15 protein-coding genes are annotated in these 16,509 nt (G+C 44.7%); 11 read left to right on the top strand and 4 right to left on the bottom strand.

What is annotated here, in order from left to right:
• Window positions 1-64 precede the first annotated feature (64 nt).
• From N2245_RS06865 to N2245_RS06840, 6 genes are all read left to right on the top strand, one after another.
• Window positions 65-1,606, top strand: a complete 1,542-nt coding sequence (locus N2245_RS06865; RefSeq protein ID WP_494535990.1) for an ABC transporter substrate-binding protein — start codon at window positions 65-67, stop codon at window positions 1,604-1,606.
• Window positions 1,607-1,650: 44 nt separating this feature from the next.
• On the top strand, window positions 1,651-2,355 hold the full coding sequence (locus N2245_RS06860) for a carbohydrate ABC transporter permease (RefSeq protein WP_494535989.1): 705 nt from the start codon (window positions 1,651-1,653) through the stop codon (window positions 2,353-2,355).
• 12 nt (window positions 2,356-2,367) lie between these two features.
• Window positions 2,368-2,574, top strand: coding sequence for a hypothetical protein (locus N2245_RS06855; RefSeq protein WP_494535988.1), 207 nt, complete (start codon window positions 2,368-2,370; stop codon window positions 2,572-2,574).
• 12 nt (window positions 2,575-2,586) lie between these two features.
• Window positions 2,587-3,525, top strand: a complete 939-nt coding sequence (locus tag N2245_RS06850; RefSeq protein WP_494535987.1) for a carbohydrate ABC transporter permease — start codon at window positions 2,587-2,589, stop codon at window positions 3,523-3,525.
• Window positions 3,526-3,550: 25 nt separating this feature from the next.
• Window positions 3,551-5,668: a PA14 domain-containing protein gene (locus N2245_RS06845; protein WP_494535986.1), complete on the top strand. Its 2,118-nt coding sequence runs from the start codon at window positions 3,551-3,553 to the stop codon at window positions 5,666-5,668.
• 131 nt (window positions 5,669-5,799) lie between these two features.
• Complete coding sequence (locus tag N2245_RS06840; protein ID WP_494535985.1) at window positions 5,800-6,792, top strand: DOMON domain-containing protein; 993 nt, start codon at window positions 5,800-5,802, stop codon at window positions 6,790-6,792.
• Window positions 6,793-6,831: 39 nt separating this feature from the next.
• Here the strand turns inward: N2245_RS06840 and N2245_RS06835 are convergent, their stop codons facing one another.
• Both N2245_RS06835 and N2245_RS06830 read right to left on the bottom strand, forming a co-directional pair.
• The gene (locus N2245_RS06835; protein ID WP_494535984.1) at window positions 6,832-7,191 is read right to left on the bottom strand and encodes a phage holin family protein; all 360 of its coding nucleotides are present in this window, start codon (window positions 7,189-7,191) and stop codon (window positions 6,832-6,834) included.
• Window positions 7,192-7,219: 28 nt separating this feature from the next.
• Window positions 7,220-9,607, bottom strand: a complete 2,388-nt coding sequence (locus N2245_RS06830) for a glycoside hydrolase family 3 N-terminal domain-containing protein (protein ID WP_494535983.1) — start codon at window positions 9,605-9,607, stop codon at window positions 7,220-7,222.
• A gap of 100 nt (window positions 9,608-9,707) precedes the next feature.
• Between N2245_RS06830 and N2245_RS06825 the strand changes: the two genes are divergently transcribed.
• The 3 genes from N2245_RS06825 to N2245_RS06815 all read left to right on the top strand — a co-directional run bounded on the left by N2245_RS06825 (window position 9,708) and on the right by N2245_RS06815 (window position 12,495).
• The gene (locus N2245_RS06825) at window positions 9,708-10,988 is read left to right on the top strand and encodes an ArsB/NhaD family transporter (protein WP_494535982.1); all 1,281 of its coding nucleotides are present in this window, start codon (window positions 9,708-9,710) and stop codon (window positions 10,986-10,988) included.
• A complete protein-coding gene (locus N2245_RS06820) occupies window positions 10,985-11,431 on the top strand; it encodes a universal stress protein (RefSeq protein ID WP_494535981.1) in 447 nt (148 codons plus the stop codon). Before N2245_RS06825 ends, N2245_RS06820 begins: the two co-directional genes overlap by 4 nt.
• A 371-nt stretch (window positions 11,432-11,802) precedes the next feature.
• The gene (locus N2245_RS06815; RefSeq protein WP_494535980.1) at window positions 11,803-12,495 is read left to right on the top strand and encodes a queuosine precursor transporter; all 693 of its coding nucleotides are present in this window, start codon (window positions 11,803-11,805) and stop codon (window positions 12,493-12,495) included.
• 200 nt (window positions 12,496-12,695) lie between these two features.
• On the opposite strand, the gene N2245_RS06810 is transcribed toward N2245_RS06815, so the two are convergent.
• Entirely contained in the window at window positions 12,696-14,405 is a 1,710-nt protein-coding gene (locus tag N2245_RS06810; RefSeq protein ID WP_494536118.1) for a chloride channel protein, read from the bottom strand.
• A gap of 132 nt (window positions 14,406-14,537) precedes the next feature.
• Window positions 14,538-15,065, bottom strand: a complete 528-nt coding sequence (locus tag N2245_RS06805; protein ID WP_494535979.1) for a MarR family winged helix-turn-helix transcriptional regulator — start codon at window positions 15,063-15,065, stop codon at window positions 14,538-14,540.
• Between N2245_RS06805 and N2245_RS06800 the strand changes: the two genes are divergently transcribed.
• Both N2245_RS06800 and N2245_RS06795 read left to right on the top strand, forming a co-directional pair.
• Window positions 15,058-15,573, top strand: coding sequence for a TspO/MBR family protein (locus N2245_RS06800; RefSeq protein ID WP_494535978.1), 516 nt, complete (start codon window positions 15,058-15,060; stop codon window positions 15,571-15,573). The genes N2245_RS06805 and N2245_RS06800 overlap by 8 nt on opposite strands.
• 75 nt (window positions 15,574-15,648) lie before the next feature.
• Window positions 15,649-16,509: an aldo/keto reductase gene (locus N2245_RS06795; RefSeq protein WP_494535977.1), complete on the top strand. Its 861-nt coding sequence runs from the start codon at window positions 15,649-15,651 to the stop codon at window positions 16,507-16,509.

Raw genomic sequence — 16,509 nt, 5'->3', positions numbered from 1 at the left:
TTATAGATTTGAAGCTCAGACTCAAAAGCTTCGAACATAAATACATAAATGCAGGAGGATTCGCATGTCAGACGGACCTTGGAATCACAATATTAGCAGGAGACGGATCCTCAAGCTGGGTGGGTCACTCCTAGCAGCAGCTGTTAGTGGTGCCTGGCTTGAAGCCTGTGGCAGCTCATCCCAGAGCACACCTACCAGTAATATTGGAGGTCAATCTCCCGCTCCAAGTCCTACGCCTACTACAGCATCAACCTCAATGTCAAGTCCTACACCGATGGCTTCGCCAGTAGCTACCGCTACAGCAGGTAACACTAGTTCATTGCCCTTTGGACTTATACCCATCCAGGGTAACGTTAGTATAACCGTTACAGATGGGCCAGGGCCTGGTTGGCTTAAGCAAGATAGAGACTTCTACATGGACTTGATCAAGAAATACAATGCCATTTTCCCAAACGTGAAGATTACCCCACATGCTGGTGGTTACGATCCACAAGCTTTCGCAGCTAAGATAGCTGGAAATAAAGTTGAGGACGGGTTCGCTGTCTGGTTTACTGAGCCTCAGAAGTTCATAGAACAGGGTGTGGCAGCAGATATAACCGATTACATCAAACAATGGAAGTACTTCAATGAATTTAGGCCAGAAGCACTAGCCGTGCTCAAGGACAAGCAAGGACACATCTATGGCATCCCGGTCAGCATGTATGCACTCAGCTTGGCCTACAACCGTAAGATATTCCAGCAAGCAGGTTTAGATCCAGATAAGCCACCAACAACATGGGATGAGCTTAGGCAGTATGCAAAGCAGATTGTAGACAAAACAGGCATTCCAGGTTTCTGCTTCCTAACCACAAACAACCAAGGTGGCTGGTATTTCACTACCCTTATGTACACTATGGGAGCGAGCCCGGAGCAGCAGATAAACGGTAAATGGACTGCAACCTTCAACGATAAGGGGAAAGGATTAGAAATACTAAAGCTACTACATGACATGAAGTGGGTCGACAAATCAATGACTCCACAAGCTCTACTAGATCAAGGCAAGCAGTCCCAGCTCCTTGCTACCGGCAAGGTGGCTATGGCAATAAGTGGTATACCCGGAGCTGATGAACTAGCCAAATACAAAGCTGATATAAAGGACTTTGGACTAGGGATAGTACCGCAGGGTGGTGGGAATGCCGTCCTAGGTGGTGGTTATGCTTGGATGTTCAACAAAAAATCCTCCCCAGAGCAGATAAAGGCCGCTATAGACTGGGTATTATTCACCAACTTCTATCCAGAGAATGTAGAAGCAGGATACAAGAAGGACAGGGCTCTAAAGAGATCCATAGGATTTCCATCACCTCCAATATTCGAAGGAGACCTGCAAGAGCAGCTAGATGCCCTAGTTGAGAAGTACGCTACTGTGCCCAATGAGAACTACACACCCTACACTGAAGGCATGAGACACATCGCGGTTAAATCAGAGCCGCCAATAGAGACACAAAAGATGTACGCGACTCTAGACCCAGTGGTGCAAGCAGTGCTCACGAAAGAGAATGTCGACATGGAAGCCTTGTTAATGAAGGCACAGAAAGATTTCCAGACTAGTGTATTGGACAAGCTGTAATACAGCTTGTCCAATACACTCTAAACTCTAAGTGAGGAAAATGTATGAAAGTCGCCACGAGACAAGGTTTACAAAGCTCCTTCATGGTAAGGGTCCTGTCCTATAAAGTCAGACGCAATATAGTAGCCTACTTGTATATAGTACCAGCATTGGTGCTATTCGCAGTCTTTTTATGGTGGCCCATTGTCCAAGCCTTTGTCGTTAGTTTTCAACACGTAGACCTTAGTTTTCAGCCCAGATGGGTAGGGTTACAGAACTTCAGGGACGTTATAACTGACCCATTATTCTTTACAGCGTGGAAAAACACACTTTATTACACAATATTGGCCGCTTTGTTCGCCTACATAATACCGGTAATATTCGCAATAGCTGTCAACGAAATGCCCATGAAGTCTTATCTAAGGACAGCCTTCTACTTACCAGCTGTCCTTCCCCCAATAGTTACAGCTCTACTGTGGGGATGGATATACCAGCCCGAAGGTGGCTTAGCAAACACCCTGCTGCATATGGTAGGGCTGAATCCTATCAACTGGTTAGAGTCTGAGAGAACAGTCATCCCATCGATACTTATCATGACCACTTGGGGTGGCATGGGTGGTACCATGCTCTACTACTTAGCTGCCCTCAATGCTGTCCCATCCGATCTTTACGAAGCAGCAGAGCTGGATGGGGCAAATATCTTGCAAAGAGCTTTGTACATCACAATTCCTCAGATTCGTCCAATCATGTGGCTATTCCTTGTAGGGTAGATCATAGGTACGATGCAGATTTTCACAGAGGTGTTCGCACTTACCGATGGAGGCCCAAACAACGCAAGTGTTACTCTTATGCTGTTGTTGTATAGGTATGCCTTCCAATACAACGAATTCGGCAAAGCCAGTGCATTGGGTGTGATCCTGTTCATATTCCTTTCAGCGTTCTCGATCATGTACATGCGAATGACCTTTTTCAAGAAGCAGGAATCATAGGGAGGAAAATAGATGGCAGTTATCTCGCAACCTAGAATCTGGAAGAGAGGACCAACGGAGAGCAAGAACAGAACCCTTATTTCTCCTGTAGAGTTGAGAAACCCCAAGATCAAGGCCATATACTACTTGATCTTCTTGTTCTTGGTAGCTTTCTCCCTTACTATGGTATTCCCCCTGTACTGGCTGTTCACAGGGCCCATGAAGAGCCCTATAGAGTTCCTGCAGGTACCCCCAACATGGTTTCCCAAGCACTTTAGCCTGGACAACTATATAGCAGCTTGGCAGCAGTTCAACTTCGTCAAGTATTTCGCTAATACCATGGTAATTGCGGCAGGAAGCTGGGTGACAGGTATGCTGGTTACCGTAACCGCAGCATACTCGCTATCGAAACTAAGACCGGCCTTTGGCAATTTCATACTTTTTCTTTTTTTCAGCACTATTATGGTACCTGGTGCTATGCTCTTAGTGCCACTTTATCTGACAGTCGCTAAAGTCCCAATCATCCATGTTTCTCTACTGCAAACTTATTGGGCGATATGGCTTCCTGGGGCAACAAATGGCTTCGGAATATTCATGATGAAGCTGTTTTTCGATGCTATACCTAAAGACCTTACTGATGCAGCCAACCTAGATGGAGCTAATTCCATTCAATCGCTTATTTGGGTGGTGCTCCCAATGGCAAAGGCAGCCATCATAGTTATGACGATCGGCGCGATCATGGGGTCATGGAATGACTTCTTCTGGCCTTTTCTAGTACTTACCGGCGCTGAGGATAAGTGGCCAATAATGGTAGCTTTGTTTACCTTCTCAGGAGGTCCAGGTGGAGGCGGAGCATTAGACATGACGATTGCAGCGGATGCGATAGCTGCAATACCACCTCTAGTGCTGTTCTTCTTCTTGCAAAGACACATCTTGCAATCAATCAACCTTACTGGGCTCATGCAGTCATAAGCATATCAAAGGAGGAGTAGTGCGAATGCTATCTAAAGGCAGGACGCTTAATATTCTTTTAGCGGTCATATTCGCGTTGATGCTAATACCGCATGTAAACAATATAGTAGCCTTAGCAGACTCTGAGGAACACGGCCTAAATGCTCAATATTTTGCAGATAAGGATCTGAAAGACCTAAAGGTTACCAGGATAGATCACAACATAGATTTCGACTGGAGCTCGGGACCTCCGGCACCATCTATACCTCCCTACAATTTCTCAGCACGCTGGTACGGCAAAGTAGAGCCAAAGTATTCCGAGACATATACTTTCTACACAACCACCGATGACGGCGTAAGGCTGTGGGTCAACGGCCAGTTACTGATAGACAAATGGATTGACCAAGCCCCTACAGAATGGTCAGGATCAATTCAGCTGCAAGCCGGTCAGAAATATGATCTGATAATGGAATATTATCAAGCGGGAGGCGGGGCTATGGCCAAACTAGAATGGTCAAGCCCATCTCAACCAAGAGAGGTAATACCTAACGAAAGCTTATATCCGGAAGATGTAAACTTTCCACCAATAATAAGCAATATTGGATACGACGACCCAACAGGATTGTACATAGTAAGACCTGGCAATCCTGCAAGGCCCAAGATAACTTTGAACGTGACCAACAAATCACCTGATCCTATCACGCTTACTCTGGATTGGAGGCTACTAGCCAGGGGCACCAACCTAGTATCACAGGGATCGTATGATATAGAGATACAAGGCAACAAGCAAAAGCTAATCAAGGTACCTTTGGGCAAAATAACAAAGCCAGACTACTATAGATTACAAGTAAAGGTCCTCAATGACACCGGAGCGACATTAGCTCAGAAGGAAATGGGCCTAGGAATCATCTGGCCTCCCCACTATGGCCTGAGGTACTACTCCCATTTCGGACTTGGATTTAGATCTGAGGGAGATATGAGCATTCAAATGCAGATAGGTGAGAAGATAGGGGTAAAGTGGACTAGAGGGATAAATTCTGTGGATCCCCCAGTAGTAAACCCGGAACCTGGGGTTTACTGGGGCAATGAGGAGATAAGCAAAGCTAGAGAAGAGATACTGACTTGGATGAGTCACGGAATATACCCATTGGGGTATATCAACTACAATATGCCCTGGAACGTTAGACCTGGGCCAAATGGCGAGCCTCTACCTAGGCACGCTAACTGTCCTAAGGACATGGAAGCACATGCCAATATGGTGTACCACGCAATAGCACCCTTACACGATCTTGTTAAGGACTGGGAGCTTTGGAACGAGCCGTGGGTACATGGTTGGACTTGGACCACATGTGATGCACAAGATTATAGGATAATAACTAAGCTGATATGGGATAAGGTCAAGAAAGATTTTCCTGATGTAAACCTCATTGGTGGAGGATCGACTACCTATAACAGAGATGTAGTTTACTGCAAAGGATGTCTAAACAATAAGTACTATGGGGGATATATAGATGGTTCGGTAAACCACGCTTACGGAATACCAGATGCAGCTCAGTTAGCAGCCATAAAGACACAGGCAGCAATGGACAGGATTTGGTCCAGAACACACGGTAGAGCCGGCCTTTGGCAGACTGAGTTGGGTACTAACGAAGGTTACTTCCCCAACCTACCTGAGCAGGAGCGTCCTTACGAAGTAGCTAGGACAATTGCTCCGACATACCTCCTTCATATTCTAGGTGCAGGGAACCTGCCAATACGCATCTTCTGGTTTGCACTCTCTTATGGAGCTGGCTATTCCGGAGGTGAGTACAACATATACGACACCGAAACAAATACTCCAAAGCCCGCCGTAGTAGCCTACTCAGCAATGACCCATTTTCTAGAAGATAGCAAGCTTATCAAAGAAATATTCCCTCAATCCAAGTCAACATGGGGTTTCATATTTAGAAGAAATGATGATGGGAAAGCTACTGCAGCTTTATATTTAGATCAAGGATTTAGGGGAACCATAGAGATACCTAACGCCCGGGGATTGAAGATCTATGACTACCTTGGTACACCTCTGTTTGACGGCAATTCTAATGTAGCTAGAATACAAGCCGAACACTGGCAAGTTATATACATAGTAAGCGAACACACACACCTAAAAGGCTGGAGCAGATAATTAGAAACGCACACTTCAACATAGAAGACCCGCTGTTGGTGAATCCACTCTCTTTCACTAAACCAATATCACAGAACTCAACGATCAAGGTCAGAGTTGAAAATGCATCACCCAATAGAGTTTCGGCTCATGTGTCAATTCAAGGCCCATCCGATTGGGAGCTTACCAGAAACAATGACTATACTGGAGTATTGCAACCAGGGCAGGTAAAGATACTAAGGTTCAAGGTTACCAGAGCTCTACCCAATACCGATAATAGGTACGAAATAACATGGAACGCAAGGATCACAAATATTGACAGCAGCTATGTTACAAGCCAATCCGGTAATCAATTAGTACAGGTAGCTTACGCACCTTATCATAAGATAAAGATTGACGGTAATCTATCAGACTGGCAGGATATTATACCTGTTACAGTTGATCCTGACGGTGAAGGAGGTCTTGGACCTGATAAAGTATGGACTGCTTGGGACAAAGATTACTTCTATCTAGCAGCCCAGGTACCGGATCAACAGCAAGCATCCAACAAGCCCTTCAACGAAGATCCGTACGCATTTGCGTTCTATGCAGATAGCATTCAAATGGCATTTGATACAATCAAGAAGAACCTGCCTGATGATCTTCTAGTAGGAGACCCCGAGTATGAAAAAGCCTTGGCTTCAGACATGGATCACCTATTTATCGCCACGTTAGCTCAGGGGAATATACCAGAGCTGTATCACCAGACTGCGCCTGGGACCAACTATCAGACATACTATCCTACTAATCCAGATACTAATCCTCCTCTAGGCCCCATGGACGCATCACCTAGGGGCGGTACGGATGGCAAAATCAGGATAGTCAGGGACGAAACCAATAAAATAACTACCTACGAGATCGCCATAGCATGGAAGGACATCTCGCCACTCTGGCAGAAACTCGAGCGTCTGAGAAGAGGAGAAGTGATCACTACTCACTTCGCTTTCGCCATCAATGACTCGGGAGATCAGGGTAGAGGCATGTACTACTGGACCAAAGAGGCAGGTATGGTCTTCTCCGGTGGATATAACTTCGCACCATTCTGGGGCACTGGACAGAAAGCTAATGGAGGACGAGTGGTAACTCCTTGGGGCTTTGGTAGATAGAACTATGATTGGGTCGGCAGCAGAACCTGCCGGCCCAATCTAATTGCCAATGACTATGGATAAAATAAAGCTCACTATGCTCACAACTATGGATCCCAATAAAGCGGACCAAAAATCTCTCACGTAGAAACCCACGTGTAATACGTCGGCAGTTACGTAGGATGCTAACCAGAACATAAAAGCATTGATCACTAATAGAAACAACCCCAAAGTTAGTACAATAAGTCCGCAAGATAGAAACTCTAGCACTGGTTTGACAAAAGCATTAATAAGCCCCAGTACCAAGGCCATGATCACTATTGCCAAGAAGGCATTCTCTTCTACCCTTATGCCTGGTACCAAGTATACAGCAACTAGCAGCGCTACAGACGTGATTAACCATCGCAGTATAAAGTTCATGCGCTCTCCTTATGTGAAGTTGCTTAATCTACTCAACCAGAAACTTAGTAGCAACTATCGTTCTCTGACTATAAGGCACAATCTCCCCAGATATGTTCACCTCTATCTCATGTCTTATATCAGTCGAGGAAGATCCCAATCTAAATACAAACTCTCCAGGCTCAATGACAAACTCCATTGCCTCGTTATAAAAAGCTAATCTGGAAGGATGCACTACAAAAGTTACCTTCTTGGATTGTCCAGGCTCCAACCATATCTTTCCAAATCCAATCAACATATTAGATGGGCGAGATACAGATGCAACCACATCCTGGCAATAAAGTTGAACCACCTCGCTACCAGCATGTTCACCTGAGTTCTTGACCTCAAAAGATATCACAGTTGGCTTGGTCGTATCACCAACTTGTACTTCTGGGGAAGTGTATTCAAAGCGCGTATAGGACAAGCCATGCCCGAATGGAAACAGTGGGTCCACAGAAGAATCAATATAATCTCCAAAGAACATAGCTCTGTCACCACCATTCCTCTGACCGAAGTAGTTGGGCACTTGGCCTACTCGACGTGGTAAGCTAACTGGTAGCCTACCGCTCGGACAAACACTGCCAAATAGCACATCAACCAGAGCGTTACCGCCCTCTTCCCCGGGAGGAACACAGAATAGCAAGGCGTTGGTAGAGTCAACTAACTCTTCTAGGACATGTACTCTTCCGCTTATTACCACTACGACTAGTTTCTTGGCCACTTCCGATATTGCTCTTATCAAGTCGGTCTGTACACCCGTCAGATCTAAGGATGTAGCATCATTAGCCTCGCCAGTTGTAGCAGGTCTCTTTAGACCACTCTTACCTCCCACAAAGACTATAGAGACATCAGCCCGACGAGCAGCATCAACTGCGGCTGCAAATCTAGATTTGTCATCTCCCAGAATATCGCAACCCTTCTCATATATTATGTCAATAGCAGGGTATTTATCTCTTAGTGCCTGTAGTGGAGTAATATGCGGAGTGTAGTAGGGACCAGGAGCAAAGTCGCCTAGATTAAGTTGGCCAGCAGGAGTGGGAGCTGGCTCTTCTGATAGCAAACCTAAGGACTCCGTATCTGATTGAGACTCAAATAAAGACTCGAGATGTGCTGGATAGTGGTAATCTCCTTGCAGAAGCCTCTTATCGTCTGCTGCAGGACCTATGACAGCTATCGACTTGACATCATCCTTTGATATTGGCAATACACCATCGTTCTTTAGTAACACTACCGACTCGGCGGCAGCTTGATAAGCTATTTGTCTCTGCTTTGGTGTCTGGAATCTCGAGCTAGCAGTTTCTGCATCAACGTATGGTTTCTCAAACAAGCCTAATCGGAACTTAAGCTCCAGTACTCTTCTAACTGCAGCATCTACTACCTCAATCTTGATCCTGCCGGCCTCGATGGCCTTCTTTAGAGGTTCGCCAAAGCAATCCAGAGCAGGTAGCTCCATATCCAATCCAGCACTTAGAGCTATGCAGGCGGCTTCTGACTTATCAGCAGCAACCTTATGAAAAGACCTTAACATCTCAACGGAAAAGTAGTCCGCAACTACGGATCCCTTAAACCCTAACTCTTCCCTCAGGAGGTCAGTAAGTATAGACTTACTTCCAGCACAGGGTAAGCCATCAACAGAAGCGTATGAATTCATAATTACCGATAAACCAGCATCCCTTATCGCCGCTGCGAAGGGCTCGGCATAAACCTCTCTAAGCTCGCGTGGGCCTACATGGACAGGCCCCCAATTTCTTCCTCCTAGTGAGAAGGAATAAGCCAGGAAGTGCTTACCTGTGGCTGCAACTCCTTGAGTGAGATCGTCCCCTTGCAGACCCTTTATATAGGCTTTACCCAGGGTACCCACTAGAACAGGATCTTCACCATAAGTTTCCTCAACTCTTCCCCAACGAGGGTCTCTCGCCACATCAAGTACAGGTGCCAAAGCTAATCTGGCTCCTACAGCAAGCATCTGATCTCTAATCACCTGAGCAACTTTTTCTATTAGGTCTGGGTTCCACGAACAAGCTAACCCTAAGGCCTGGGGAAACACAGTAGCATCTCTATGACAAAAGCCTCCTACAGACTCCTCATGAATAAAAACAGGGATACCCAACTTAGTTCTCTCTATAACAACTCTCTGAATAGAATTCATGAGGTTTGCACTTTCATTAGGGCGGAGGCCAGTAGCTGCCCCGATGCGTGTCACTTGCCCAATACCATTTGGGATTAAGCCAGCTGCGTAATCAGGATCAAACCTTCCATCTTTTATCAGGTCTGTACTCCAGATACATCCTAGTTGGGCAATCTTCTCATCAATACTCATTCTTGATAAGAGGTCATCTATTCGCTGGTCCACAGACAGCGAGCTGTTTCTATACGGCAGAACCTCTGAACTCACCGTAAACCTCCTCTTAATTGAAGTTGTACTTTCAAGATAAAGCTAGACCTTATCAAGTGCAAGGGAGAATTATTACCGGGAGTATGAATATAATGTCTCTATGCAGCAGGTAATTGCATCAGCAATCCTAATACTAACTGTAGGTCTAGTATTTACTAGACCTAAGGGAATAAGCGAAGGGCTATCCGCGCTCACAGGAGCAATATTGGCAATCCTGCTAGGTCTAATATCTCCATCACAAGCAATCCACTCCGTCATAGAATCTTGGAACATATTCCTTTTCTTTCTGGGTATGATGTCCATTGCAGCGCTAGCAGATCAGTCCGGAGCTATAGACTTTTTGGCACAGCTGGTAGCTAGCACAGCACAAGGTAGTACTGTAAGGTTATTTATTTTCATCTGTTTGGTGGGAGCCGTCATATCGACACTGCTAGCTAACGACACCACAGCAGTAGTTTTGACTCCAATAGTATACACACTAGTTCTTAGGTTATCCCTCGACCCATTACCATTTATGTTTGCAACGACTTTTATAGCAGATACAGCATCGACTGGCTTGCCCGTGAGCAATCCAATCAATCTAATAATATCCGAGCAAGTGGGGATAAATTTCCGATCCTATCTAAGTGCTATGTGGCTACCTTCATTGTTGGTTATAACAACAAATATAGGCTTATTCCTTCTACTGTTTAGGAGAAAGCTAAGAACTAATTACGCTATACCCGCAAAATCCAAAGCCTCAAATTCGGTATACACGGCAATAGCGATTCTTACAACTATAGCCATTGCCTACGTCCTAGCGTCAGCTATGAAGTGGCCACTAGGGTTAGTCTCATTAGTTGGAGCTGGGATCTTAGCTTTGGACTTGGCTGGGCAGCGCAAGCTATCTGTAAGAAGACTTAGAGAGGATATAAGTTGGTCAATATTTCCATTTATAACTGGCTTAGTTATAGTAGTGGAGATGTTAAGAAACACAGGTATAACGGATTATCTAGGAAAGCTTATTGTAAGAGCTGCTGGAGAGGGGCTTATCAGGCAGATCACAGTTACTACTCTAAGCTCGATGGTAGGTACTAATCTGTTCAACAACCTTCCAATGTCGTTGATTATAGCCAAAGCTATCAACGATCAGCCCCTGTCGATAGCTACTAAGCAGATGCTTTCCCTAGCAGCAATTCTAGGCTGCGATCTAGGACCTAATCTTACTCATCTTGGTTCGCTAGCGAATTTTCTCTGGCTGTTCTTCCTCAGGAAGGAAGGAATCGAAATATCTGTAATAGAATACGCAAAGTTGGGGGTAGTTACGATTCCCTTTTTGATGGCAACAGCCATTTTGGGCCTATGGATAGTTATAAGGTTTCACTTTTGGATCGTCCCATGAAGGCTTTGATTCCGATAAAAGGGACAGAAGATGAACGACAAATCGAGATGATGCTTAGAGTACTACCAGGTACTCTAAAAGCACTCGTAGTGTTGCATGTGTTAGACCCATCATTAGAGAAAGCGCTTGAGCTGATGGAGATTGGTCATCATCGAATATCAAGGTACAGATTAGATGAAATTCAGAAAGCTCAGGAAGCGTACGCTCAACAAATTATAGATAAGATAATAAATACTATACATCAGTACAACGACATACCCACGATTGGAAGGATATTGAAAGGAAAACCCAATGAAGTAATCCTAAAATCTATAGAGCAGGAGGGGGCTGAATTAGTAGTCCTTTTTGCCAAAGAACGTCTATCAGGACCAAAGTCTATTGGTAAAACCGCGAGGTTTATCCTAGATCACGCCTCCTGCTCTGTATTACTGATCAGGGTATAGCATCATGACGCTATTTCAAACCCAGCAGGTTTGTTGTCCAAAAGCGAGGAGTAACTAACTCTAGGATTGCTTTGCTTATAATATTCAACTCTGTATGTGCCAGAAGCCAAGGCAACAATAGATTGTACTAGCCAGTTTTCATTGAGCATCCTACGAACACCTCTCAACATTAAGGATCTGTTAGAATAGTACACCTTTCTATATTCCATAATTCATTTACTCCTTTGAGTAAGTACTTTGTTGTAATTTCATGTTGGTCTCTACAGCATAAATATAATTTCCAGCTGATAAAATTAGAGCGGCATTCAGAACAAAAACACACTTCTATCTGTGCATAATGCACAATCGAGATAGGTGTATTGGAGAGAGGCTTGAGAGCAGAGAGAAGACGCTGTTATAGATATCTAGATTTCATAACTGCTGCCTTTGTGGCCGTACTCCTGATATCCAACGTAGCATCCACCAAGATTCTAGTTCTAGGCCCTTTCACATTCGATGGAGGTACCATATTATTCCCTCTGGCTTATATATTTGGCGACGTGCTAACCGAGGTGTATGGTTATTCTAGATCCAGAAGAGTTATCTGGACGGGATTCTTTCTTGTAGCTCTAGCAGCCTGTGTCTTTGCTATAGTCGACGTACTCCCGCCTGCACCCGACTGGAAGTTACAGGAGTCCTTTCATGCTATCTTAGGGCAGACTCCAAGGATAGTGCTCGCTAGTTTAGTGGCTTATTGGATAGGTGAGTTTTCAAACAGCTTTGTCCTTGCTAAGATGAAGATCTTTACGCGAGGAAGATTCTTGTGGACTCGAACCATAGGATCAACCTTGGTCGGGGAGGCTTTCGATACATCTACCTTCCTGCTGGTGGCATTCTATGGGGTACTGCCTCCTAATCTCATAACAACGGTGTTTATATCTAATTATATCTTCAAGGTTGGAGTTGAGGTTCTAGCTACCCCAGTTACTTATATAGTAGTAAACACTTTGAAGAAGCTAGAACGTGAAGACTACTTTGATGTAGGGACAAACTTCAACCCATTCCTTATAACTAGCGATAATTAGCAGCTTCTAGCATCCCATACCCTCTAGTCCTAGAAGTAGATTCTATCTGGGCTTTTCCCTTGCCAGCCTCTTTCCTTCATATCCCTTGTAATAACAGATTTTTCACGCGCGTTTTTGACAAGTATTTGCACGTGCTGGAAGCGCCTAGGCCAACCGCGCAGGTAACTAAAACTTCTAAGCTATATCTGATTGTAATGATCTCAGTTAGTGCGAACCCTTATGGGCTCACGATTCCACTTGATCTTAATAACTCTCTCTCTAACTCTTTCTTCTAATAACCTTCGCCTTCTAGCCTGTAGCAGCGAGCCGAGGGTTATAATGCCTAGTACTCTTTCAGAATCCGGTTCTACCACAGGCATCCTAGTAATGCCATGTTCGGCCATCCTGTAGGCTATAGACCTCATTGTCTCGTAAGGATAAGCAACTACTGGGTGCTTTTCAGCTACGTCAATTATTCTCGTAGATGGAGGAACGCCTTTGATTAGGCTTTGGGTCACTATGCCTAGCAATATATTGCTATCTCCGACTATAGGGTACAACCTCTGGTGAAGTGGAATATCCTTCCCCAACCGATCTACAAATTCACCCACAGTCATATCCTTTGGGATGAGCTTAGCATTGGTATCCATAGCCTCAGAGGCAAAATGCAATTCGAGAGGATCTGGAGAGTATTCATACGTAAGATGATAGCCCCTACGATCTAGTTTTTCGGTAAGAATGGATCTCCTCATAGTAAGTACAGTGAATCCATAAGATACCATCACAACCAGTATCAAAGGTATTACAGAATGTATATCATGTGTAAGCTCTAGGGCAAATATTATGGCTGTAAGAGGGGCTCTCATGGCCCCGCCCAGTACCGCGGCCATGCTGAGCATCGGCCAGAACCCTTCTCCCATTGATGGGAATATATATGACTCAACGATCCCTATTGATCCTCCTATCATGAGGATAGGAGCTAACACGCCTCCAGATGTCCCTGAGCCCAATGCTATAGCCCATATGGCAGATTTGACCAGTAATATACCTAGTATTAGCTGCCAAGTATTCTGCCCCCTAAGCATATCAGCTATTACATCATAACCAACGCCTAAAGCCCTCGGGTAAATCAAGCCGCCTATACCAACGAATACACCGCCAATGGCAGGCCACCACATCCAGTGAACTGGTAATTTGCGAAATATATCTTCAACAGTGTAGACCATCCAGGTAAGGATCAATGAAAGCAAGCCAGCAACCAATCCGGTTATGAAACAATCAACTAGAACCACAAGCGTAGGATAAAATGTGTGAGTTGGGGTAGGGAATATGGGAGGTATCCCTAGGAGGTAGTACCTTAGAGCACCTGCGATCGCACTCGATATAGCAACAGGTATTAGACTTCTTGGCCTCCATTCGAACAGCAACACTTCGACTGCTAATGCTATAGCCGCAAGAGGCGCACCAAACACAGCAGCCATTCCTGCAGCCGCGCCTGCTACCAAAAGTGTCTTTCTTTCAGAGCTGCTCAGTCTAAGTAATTGAGCAATAAGAGATCCAAATGCCCCACCCGTCATGATTATTGGGCCCTCCGCGCCGAATGGCCCACCAGATCCTATGGTAATAGCAGATGAGACTGGCTTAAGTATCGCAAGTCTAGGTTCTACCTTACTACCATTAATCAATATGGCCTCGATAGCTTCAGGGATGCCATGTCCACGTATCTTCTCAGATCCATATCTGGCCATGAGGCCTACGATAATCCCTCCTATTACAGGGACAAAAAGTATAGCTAATCCTAAATGGTTATGAGACGGTGATACATCTCGAAAAGATATACGCAGGAAAAAGAATAAGTTAGTAAAGAAGTGTATTAAATAAAGAAGTGTTAGGGCTAAAAAAGCTCCTACAATCCCTACTACGATTGCCAAAGCAGAGATATAAATTAACCTAGGAGAAGCTGAGAAGTCACCAAGTCTGGGTCGTGTATCCCTAGCTTCACGGTGTAAAGTCCTAAGCCCCCTTTCTACAAGAATGCTCAAATTATCTTCCTCCCCAACACTTTATTTAGAATACATATCTTCTTTCACTATAGATTCAAGGGCACGAATTAACTGTGGCCCCATAACTTTCAACTCACCCATATGAATGGCAGACAACATATCGAGGACTCTTTCACCTTGGTCAGTAAGCCATACTATGACTTGCCTCTTATCATCCCTGTCCTTCGACCTCCTTACATAACCTGCAGCTTCAGCTCGATTTACTAATTCAACCGCAGTGTTATGCTGAACCTGCAACCTTTCAGCAATCTCGCCTATCGTGGGTTTTGTCCCCTCCGGCAAGCCTTTTATTGCGAGCATGAGTTGATGTTGCTGGGGATCTACGCCTGCCTGCCTTGCAGCTGACTCGCTGAAATGCAGGAATTTCCGGATAACGTATCTTAAGTTAGCTAGAGCCTGATATTGCTGCTTCGTAAGAGTTCCGTTATGCACAAGCAATTTATATCGTATTACGATATAAATTAGGAAGATATACCATTCCCTGTTAACCTCTAATTGAATAAGACCTAGGAGAATAATCGTGGTCAAGAATACAAAGAGTTACTTCGAAGACAAAATAGGAAACCTAGCATCATTTGGTAAGGCGCTTAGCTTCATAGCTATATGCGAGGGAGTAGGACTAATAGGATCAATACCGACTTCGCAGAACATACCGTCATGGTACAGTGAGCTAAGGAAGCCAAGATTCAATCCCCCAAACTGGTTATTTGGACCTGTGTGGACAATCCTGTATATGCTGATGGGTATAGCTTTATATATCATCAATCTTAAGGAAGATAGCCCATTGAAAAGAACAGCAACCAAACTGTTCTTTATACAGTTAGCACTAAATCTCCTCTGGTCTTACATATTCTTCGGACTCAGATCACCCAAGCTGGGATTCATTGAGATCGTCATACTTGTGGCATGTATAGCAATGACGATCAGAGCTATAGCAAAGGTATCGGTTATTGCAGCTGTTATCCTTTTTCCCTATCTGGCCTGGTGCCTATTTGCAACTGTACTCAACTTCTCTATATGGAGATTGAACAGCTAGTTAAGAACTACCTGACAAATATTGTTCTACAGGTGTATTATTAGCTTATCCTGAGCTGAAGGGAGGAGGAAACCTATGATAGGCAAACAGCCATTTGGTAGAACAGGTCACCTAAGCAGTCGAGTTATATTTGGCGCTGCAGCTCTTAGCAACGTCACGCAAGAAGAAGCAGATAGAACAATGGAAACGATTATAGAGTATGGAGTAAACCATATAGATACAGCTGCAAGCTATGGTGAATCCGAGAAACTTTTAGGTCCATGGATGGAAAAACATAGAAATCAATTCTTCTTAGCTACCAAAACCGAAAAGCGTACTTTTCAGGAAGCATACGACCAGATACATCGCTCGCTTGAAAGACTTAGAGTAAATCAGGTGGATCTCATTCAGCTCCACAACCTGGTGGATCCAGAAGAATGGAACATAGCTATGGGACCAGGAGGTGCATTGGAAGCGGCTATTAGAGCAAAAGAAGAGGGGCTTGTAAGGTTTATCGGTGTAACCGGGCATGGTCTTACAGTAGCCCGAATGCACATAAGGTCTCTAGAAAGATATGACTTTGATTCAGTGTTACTTCCATACAACTATCCACTTATGCAAAACCCAGATTACGCACGCGATTTTGAAGAGTTATTAGCCATATGCAGAGAAAGAAACGTAGCGGTACAGACGATTAAGTCCATCACACAAGCCCCCTGGGGAGATCAGCCCAGAACAGCAGCTACCTGGTACGCCCCACTAACCGAACAGGAGGATATAGACCTAGCAGTGTGGTGGGTATTAAGCAGACCAGGAATATTTCTCAACAGTGTAGGCGATATAAATCTGCTGCCCAAAGTATTAGATGCAGCCGATAGATTCAACGGACAGTCACCGACTGAAGATGAAATGCAAAGATTGGTTATTAGAAGGCACATGGAGCCGCTGTTTGTCTAG

The sequence above is a fragment of the Thermobaculum sp. T2p genome, assembly GCF_059335935.1.
This window is presented reverse-complemented; position numbering and strand designations above follow the sequence as displayed.

Bases quoted from the DNA above. Each gene is read 5' to 3' on its own strand.
- N2245_RS06865 (WP_494535990.1), top strand. From the start codon at position 65: ATGTCAGACGGACCTTGGAATCACAATATTAGCAGGAGACGGATCCTC.
- N2245_RS06860 (WP_494535989.1), top strand. From the start codon at position 1,651: ATGAAAGTCGCCACGAGACAAGGTTTACAAAGCTCCTTCATGGTAAGG.
- N2245_RS06855 (WP_494535988.1), top strand. From the start codon at position 2,368: ATGCAGATTTTCACAGAGGTGTTCGCACTTACCGATGGAGGCCCAAAC.
- N2245_RS06850 (WP_494535987.1), top strand. From the start codon at position 2,587: ATGGCAGTTATCTCGCAACCTAGAATCTGGAAGAGAGGACCAACGGAG.
- N2245_RS06845 (WP_494535986.1), top strand. From the start codon at position 3,551: ATGCTATCTAAAGGCAGGACGCTTAATATTCTTTTAGCGGTCATATTC.
- N2245_RS06835 (WP_494535984.1), bottom strand. From the start codon at position 7,191: ATGAACTTTATACTGCGATGGTTAATCACGTCTGTAGCGCTGCTAGTT.
- N2245_RS06825 (WP_494535982.1), top strand. From the start codon at position 9,708: ATGCAGCAGGTAATTGCATCAGCAATCCTAATACTAACTGTAGGTCTA.
- N2245_RS06820 (WP_494535981.1), top strand. From the start codon at position 10,985: ATGAAGGCTTTGATTCCGATAAAAGGGACAGAAGATGAACGACAAATC.
- N2245_RS06795 (WP_494535977.1), top strand. From the start codon at position 15,649: ATGATAGGCAAACAGCCATTTGGTAGAACAGGTCACCTAAGCAGTCGA.